Annotated in this window: 6 protein-coding genes and 4 tRNA genes; 1 reads left to right on the top strand and 9 read right to left on the bottom strand. The window is 53.3% G+C overall.

Annotation, left to right across the window (positions count from 1 at the left end; all coding sequences use genetic code 11):
• The 5 genes from ACKI5T_RS17160 to ACKI5T_RS17140 form a co-directional block, all read right to left on the bottom strand.
• Positions 1-222: GTP-binding protein (locus tag ACKI5T_RS17160; RefSeq protein ID WP_407438656.1), on the bottom strand; the 222-nt coding region annotated here is incomplete at its 3' end.
• Positions 223-341: 119 nt separating this feature from the next.
• Positions 342-417: transfer RNA gene (locus tag ACKI5T_RS17155), tRNA-Thr, on the bottom strand.
• 6 nt (positions 418-423) lie between these two features.
• Positions 424-498, bottom strand: a tRNA-Gly gene (locus ACKI5T_RS17150).
• Positions 499-613: 115 nt separating this feature from the next.
• Positions 614-698 (bottom strand) — tRNA-Tyr (locus ACKI5T_RS17145).
• Positions 699-706: 8 nt separating this feature from the next.
• Positions 707-782: transfer RNA gene (locus ACKI5T_RS17140), tRNA-Thr, on the bottom strand.
• 334 nt (positions 783-1,116) lie between these two features.
• Between ACKI5T_RS17140 and coaA the strand changes: the two genes are divergently transcribed.
• Positions 1,117-2,067, top strand: a complete 951-nt coding sequence (gene coaA / locus ACKI5T_RS17135) for a type I pantothenate kinase (protein WP_041689217.1) — start codon at positions 1,117-1,119, stop codon at positions 2,065-2,067.
• A 55-nt stretch (positions 2,068-2,122) separates the two neighbouring features.
• On the opposite strand, the gene dppF is transcribed toward coaA, so the two are convergent.
• Genes dppF through dppB form a run of 4 tightly spaced genes read right to left on the bottom strand, consistent with a single transcriptional unit; the run spans position 2,123 to position 6,058 of the window.
• A complete protein-coding gene (dppF, locus tag ACKI5T_RS17130; RefSeq protein WP_407439003.1) occupies positions 2,123-3,136 on the bottom strand; it encodes a dipeptide ABC transporter ATP-binding subunit DppF in 1,014 nt (337 codons plus the stop codon).
• Positions 3,133-4,116, bottom strand: coding sequence for a dipeptide ABC transporter ATP-binding protein (dppD, locus tag ACKI5T_RS17125; protein WP_407439002.1), 984 nt, complete (start codon positions 4,114-4,116; stop codon positions 3,133-3,135). Before dppD ends, dppF begins: the two co-directional genes overlap by 4 nt.
• A gap of 10 nt (positions 4,117-4,126) precedes the next feature.
• A complete protein-coding gene (gene dppC / locus ACKI5T_RS17120; RefSeq protein WP_407439000.1) occupies positions 4,127-5,029 on the bottom strand; it encodes a dipeptide ABC transporter permease DppC in 903 nt (300 codons plus the stop codon).
• Positions 5,030-5,038: 9 nt separating this feature from the next.
• On the bottom strand, positions 5,039-6,058 hold the full coding sequence (dppB, locus tag ACKI5T_RS17115) for a dipeptide ABC transporter permease DppB (protein WP_011915450.1): 1,020 nt from the start codon (positions 6,056-6,058) through the stop codon (positions 5,039-5,041).
• Positions 6,059-6,208 lie beyond the last annotated feature (150 nt).

Raw genomic sequence — 6,208 nt, 5'->3', positions numbered from 1 at the left:
GGACGGGGTGTCATATTCAACGTGGGAAGTGTTGATGGTGATACCACGAGCTTTTTCTTCTGGTGCGTTATCGATCTGATCGAATGCACGAGCAGAACCACCGTAGGTTTTCGCCAGAACGGTAGTGATTGCAGCAGTCAGCGTTGTTTTACCATGGTCAACGTGGCCGATAGTACCGACGTTAACGTGCGGTTTTGTACGTTCAAACTTTTCTTTAGACATCGATTGTCCCTCTAAGACACGGATAAATCGGTGATATCACCACATCAACCAGGCAAAATGCCTGAACTGTTGAATGTTTTTTAAAAGTTAACAGAGAGAAACGGGAGGGAGAAGTGAAGTGGTGCTGATACCCAGAGTCGAACTGGGGACCTCACCCTTACCAAGGGTGCGCTCTACCAACTGAGCCATATCAGCACGTCTTGGAGCGGGCAGCGGGAATCGAACCCGCATCATCAGCTTGGAAGGCTGAGGTAATAGCCATTATACGATGCCCGCATCCTGAAACTCGGCTACCCAGTTCTTTCTGTAACAAAAAAGAGATTTCTCTCTTTTTATGTTTGAGCTGATTAATGTTTTAGCCAGCTCAGGCGGCGATTACGCTGCCAGAAAGTGGTGGTGGGGGAAGGATTCGAACCTTCGAAGTCTGTGACGGCAGATTTACAGTCTGCTCCCTTTGGCCGCTCGGGAACCCCACCGGACTTGATGGTGCCGACTACCGGAATCGAACTGGTGACCTACTGATTACAAGTCAGTTGCTCTACCTACTGAGCTAAGTCGGCATCAAGTAGCGCGCATTTTATGGAGACATGGGCAGTCATGCAACTAAAAAATTGCATAAATTGTTCATTCGCTCACATTTTGTGCGCAAACAGGGAAAAACGCTGTTATTTCATGCAAAGCAGGCTAAATCTTCATCACTGCAAGCCAAAACACACGGTTAAAGCGTACCGTGATGCCCTCCGCGTTCGGCATTACTCACCTATATTTTTTCTTATTATTCGCGTCATCTGGTGTTAACCTCCTGCCCATTGTCCAAAATTAACTACTAAGTGATGGGCTATTACCTGCGACAGTTCGTGCATGCGCAGATAAATGGTTCACAGAAGCCTGCTTATGAGCAAAAAAGAGCAATCGTTAATGACACCTTATCTTCAATTTAACCGCAGCCAGTGGGCAGCCCTGCGTGATTCGGTTCCCATGACGCTGACGGAAGGTGAAATCGCGCGTTTAAAAGGGATAAACGAAGATCTGTCGCTGGAAGAAGTTGCCGAGATTTATCTGCCCCTGTCCCGCTTGCTTAACTTCTATATAAGCTCCAACCTGCGCCGTCAGGCCGTACTGGAACAGTTCCTCGGCACCAACGGGCAGCGTATTCCTTATATCATCAGCATTGCGGGTAGCGTGGCGGTAGGTAAAAGCACCACTGCACGCGTCTTACAGGCACTGCTGAGCCGTTGGCCAGAACATCGCAGCGTAGAGTTAATTACTACTGACGGCTTCCTGCACCCGAACGAGGTGTTAAAAGAACGCGGTCTAATGAAGAAGAAAGGCTTTCCGCTTTCTTATGATATGCATCGGCTGGTGAAATTCGTCTCCGATCTGAAGTCAGGCGCGCCGAACGTGACGGCGCCTGTTTATTCCCACCTTATTTACGATCGTATCCCCGATGGGGATAAAACCGTTGCCCAGCCAGATATTCTGATTCTGGAAGGATTAAATGTTTTGCAAAGCGGCATGGATTATCCCCATGACCCGCACCATGTCTTTGTCTCCGATTTCGTCGACTTCTCTATATATGTCGACGCACCCGAGAATCTGCTGCAAAACTGGTATATCAACCGCTTTCTGAAGTTCCGCGAAGGGGCATTCACCGATCCTGATTCTTACTTCCATAACTACGCTCAGCTTTCCGAAGCCGAAGCCGTCAATGTCGCTACCGCGCTCTGGAATGAGATCAACTACGTGAACCTGAAAGAGAACATCCTGCCGACACGTGAGCGCGCCAGCCTGATTCTGACCAAGAGTGAGAATCACGCCGTTGACCAGGTACGGTTGCGGAAATAGCAAATGTGCAGACATAAAAAAACCGGCGATTATCGCCGGTTTTTTTGTTTACGCATTATGCTTGCGGCTTCTCGCCGTTTTCATCCTGGTCGACCGCAAAGCAGGCAACCAACTGACCGCCATACTCTTTCAACTGCGGCTGCAACTGCGTGCACGGTCCAAAGCGACGACGGCAACGGGCGTTGAACGCACATCCCGGCGGCGGATTCAGCGGGCTTGGCAGCTCGCCGGTCAGCTTGATACGCTCGCGGCGCTCATCCGGATTCAGGCGCGGTGTTGCCGAGAGCAGCGCCTGCGTATACGGGTGACGAGGATTATTGAAGATCTGATCTTTCGTCCCCTTCTCCACGCAACGACCCAAATACATCACCATTACTTCATCGGCGATATGCTCGACCACAGACAGGTCATGGGAGATGAACACGTACGACAGTCCCAGATCCTGCTGCAAATCCATCATCAGGTTGAGTACCTGCGCACGTACGGACACGTCGAGTGCAGAAACAGGTTCATCGGCAATCACCACATCGGGATCCAACATCAACCCACGTGCAATCGCGATACGCTGGCGCTGTCCACCCGAGAACATATGCGGGTAGCGATCATAGTGCTCGGTTTTGAGCCCCACTTTCGCCATCATCGCTAATGCTTTTTCGCGGCGCTGCTCTTTATTGAGCGTGCTGTTAATTTGCAGCGGCTCTTCCAGAATCTGTCCCACTTTTTTACGTGGGTTCAGCGAACCGTACGGGTTCTGGAACACAATCTGGATTTTTTGGCGACGCAGTTTCTGCGCTACCGGATCATGCTTGAGCAGATCCTGACCCTGATAATACAGCTCGCCACCGGTAGGTATTTCAATCATCGTCAGCAGACGGCCTAACGTTGATTTACCACAGCCGGACTCACCCACCACGGCCAGCGTTTTGCCGCGCTCGAGGGTAAATGACACCCCGTCCAATGCTTTGACCAGGCGTTCAGGCGCGAAAATCCCCTTCTTCACCGGGTAATACTTTTTCAGGTCGATGGCCTGCAACAAAAGTTGTTGTTTGGCGGCCTCTTGCGTACTCATAGTGTAGGCCTCCCGGCATCATCGAGTGGGTAATGACATTTAGACTGACGACCATCATTCAGCGTGAAGAGTTCTGGTTCTTCGGCACGGCATTTATCCGTCGCATACGGACAGCGCGGATTCAGCAGACAACCCGCCGGGCGGTCATATTTGCCCGGAACAACGCCCGGCAGTGACGCCAGACGCGCTTTATCCTGAGCAAACTCCGGCAGCGCACGCAATAGCGCCTGTGTATACGGGTGACGCGGCGCGCGGAAAATCGCGTTCGCGCTTCCGGTTTCCACCACTTGCCCGGCGTACATCACGATGATCTTGTGTGCGGCTTCCGCGACCAGTGCCAAATCATGCGTAATCAGAACCAGCGCCATATTCTCTTTCTGCTGCAACTCCAGCAGAAGTTCAATGATTTGCGCCTGAATGGTCACATCCAGTGCCGTCGTCGGTTCATCGGCAATCAGCAGTTTTGGTCGACATGCAATCGCCATGGCGATCATCACACGCTGACTCATCCCGCCAGAAAGTTGATGCGGATAAACATCCAGACGCGAGGCCGGATCGGGAATCCCTACCTGCGTGAGCAGGTCAATCGCACGCTGAAGACGAGTTTTCTTATTGCCGCCCTGATGCACTTTAATCGCTTCCATAATCTGGAAACCGACGGTGTAACAAGGGTTCAGGCTGGTCATTGGGTCCTGGAAGATCATCGCCACTTCGGCACCCACCAACTGGCGGCGCTGCTTTTCGGAGATACGCTTCAGATCCTGACCATTAAACTCCAGACTTTCCGCCATGACGCGGCCAGGATAGTCAATCAGTCCCATGATCGCCAGTGAGCTGACCGATTTACCGGAACCAGACTCCCCCACAATGCCAACCACTTCACCTTGATTCACGCTGTAGCTGATACGGTCTACGGCACGAAATTCGGAGCCAACGTCACCGAAGTGCACCGATAATTTATCTACATTTAATAACGCCATCTCGTGCCTCTTACTGCTTCAGTTTGGGATCAAGTGCATCACGCAGACCATCACCCATCAGGTTAAATGCCAGCACCGTGAGCAGAATCGCCAGACCCGGGAAGGTGACGACCCACCAGGCGCTTTGCGCGAACTGCAACACATCGGCGAGCATTGTGCCCCACTCCGGTGTTGGCGGTTGCGCACCCATGCCCAGGAAGCCAAGAGCAGCCATATCGAGAATGGCGTTAGAGAAACCAAGCGACGCCTGAACGATCAGCGGTGCAAGGCAGTTTGGGAGAATATTGATGAACATCTGACGCAGCGCGCCCGCACCCGCTACGCGAGACGCGGTGACGTAATCGCGGTTCACTTCGACCAGCACCGCCGCTCGGGTTAATCGCACATAGTGCGGTAACGCGACGAACGTCAGCGCCAGCGCCGCGTTGCCTATCGAGGGTCCGAACACCGCCACCAGCACCAGGGCCAGCAACAGGCTTGGCAGCGCCAGCATGATGTCAACGACACGCATGATGATGTTGTCGATCAGACCACCGAAATAGCCGGCAACCAGCCCGAGAATTACGCCCAGAATCAGCGACAGCACCACCACCAGACAGCCAACCAGCAGCGACAAACGTGCACCGTACATCAGGCGAGATAGCACATCACGGCCCACATCATCCGTTCCCAGAAGATGCGCAAACGTCCCGCCGTCCTGCCAGGCTGGCGGAGAAAGCAGCACGTCTCGGAACTGGTCCGCCGGGTTATACGGTGCCAGGACATTCGCGAAAACCGCAATGATCAGCATGATGATGACATACACCAGACCGACCACCGCGCCTTTGTTACGCTTGAAGTAGTGCCAGAACTCCTGCAGCGGCGTCATAGGCACCGGGGCAGCAACAACTTTATTTTGAGTAACTTGTGACATAATGGCCCCTTACTTCTTATGACGAATACGCGGGTTCACCACGCCGTAAAGCAGATCGACCAGCAGGTTGACGAGGATAATCATCGTCGCTACCAGCAACACCCCGCCCTGCACTACCGGATAGTCACGGCGCTGCAGCGCATCGATCAGCCAACGCCCCAGGCCAGGCCAGGAGAAAATGGTTTCAGTCAAAATCGCGCCAGCGAGCAATGTCCCCACCTGCAGACCGATAACGGTCACCACCGGCAGCATCGCGTTACGTAAGGCGTGAACGATAATGACGCGCATACGGGTCAACCCTTTGGCGCGAGCGGTTCGGATGTAATCCTCGCCCAGCACTTCCAGCATGGAGGAACGCGTCATACGCACGATAACTGCCAGTGGAATGGTCCCCAGCACGATCGCAGGCAAAATCATGTGCGCGACGGCATCAATGAAGTTGCCCTCTTCACCCCAGATGGCGGTGTCGATCAGCATGAAGCCGGTAAGCGGATTCGAATCGTCCAGGAAGACCATATCGCTGACGCGCCCGGAAACCGGCGTCAGGTTCCATTGCACCGAGACCAGCATAATCATCATCATGCCCCACCAGAAGATAGGCATGGAATACCCGGTCAGCGCGAGGCCAACGGCGGTGTGATCGAAAATAGAGCCACGCTTAACGGCGGCCAGTACACCGACTGGAATACCGACAGCAACGGCAAACATCATGGCGCAGACACCAAGTTCAAGCGTCGCTTTAAAACGCGGCACAAACTCGTCCCACACCGGAAGACGGCTTTTCAGCGAAATCCCTAAATCACCGTGCAGAACGCCCCAAATGTAATTGAGGTACTGCTGCCACAGCGGCTTGTTCAGGCCGAGTTCGGCCAACAGCTGCGCATGGCGTTCAGGGGAGATACCACGCTCACCTGCCATAATCATTACCGGGTCGCCGGGGATCATATGGACGAAGGCAAAAGTGAGAAGGGTGATACCGATAAACGTGGGGATGACAAGTCCCAGACGTCGGAGGATGAACTGCAACATAACCCGGATTCTCTGTAATGACGCACCATCAAAAGCGTGACGTCTTTATTGCTCACAAATGTAAATATCCTCTCCTCAGGGGAGACGATAAGGGTGAGAGGAACGGTTAAATCCCTCTCACCCCGACCCTCTCCCAATGGGAGAGGGGGA

Origin of the sequence: Lelliottia sp., from assembly GCF_045627565.1 — a bacterium.
Lineage (GTDB): Bacteria > Pseudomonadota > Gammaproteobacteria > Enterobacterales > Enterobacteriaceae > Enterobacter.
This window is presented reverse-complemented; position numbering and strand designations above follow the sequence as displayed.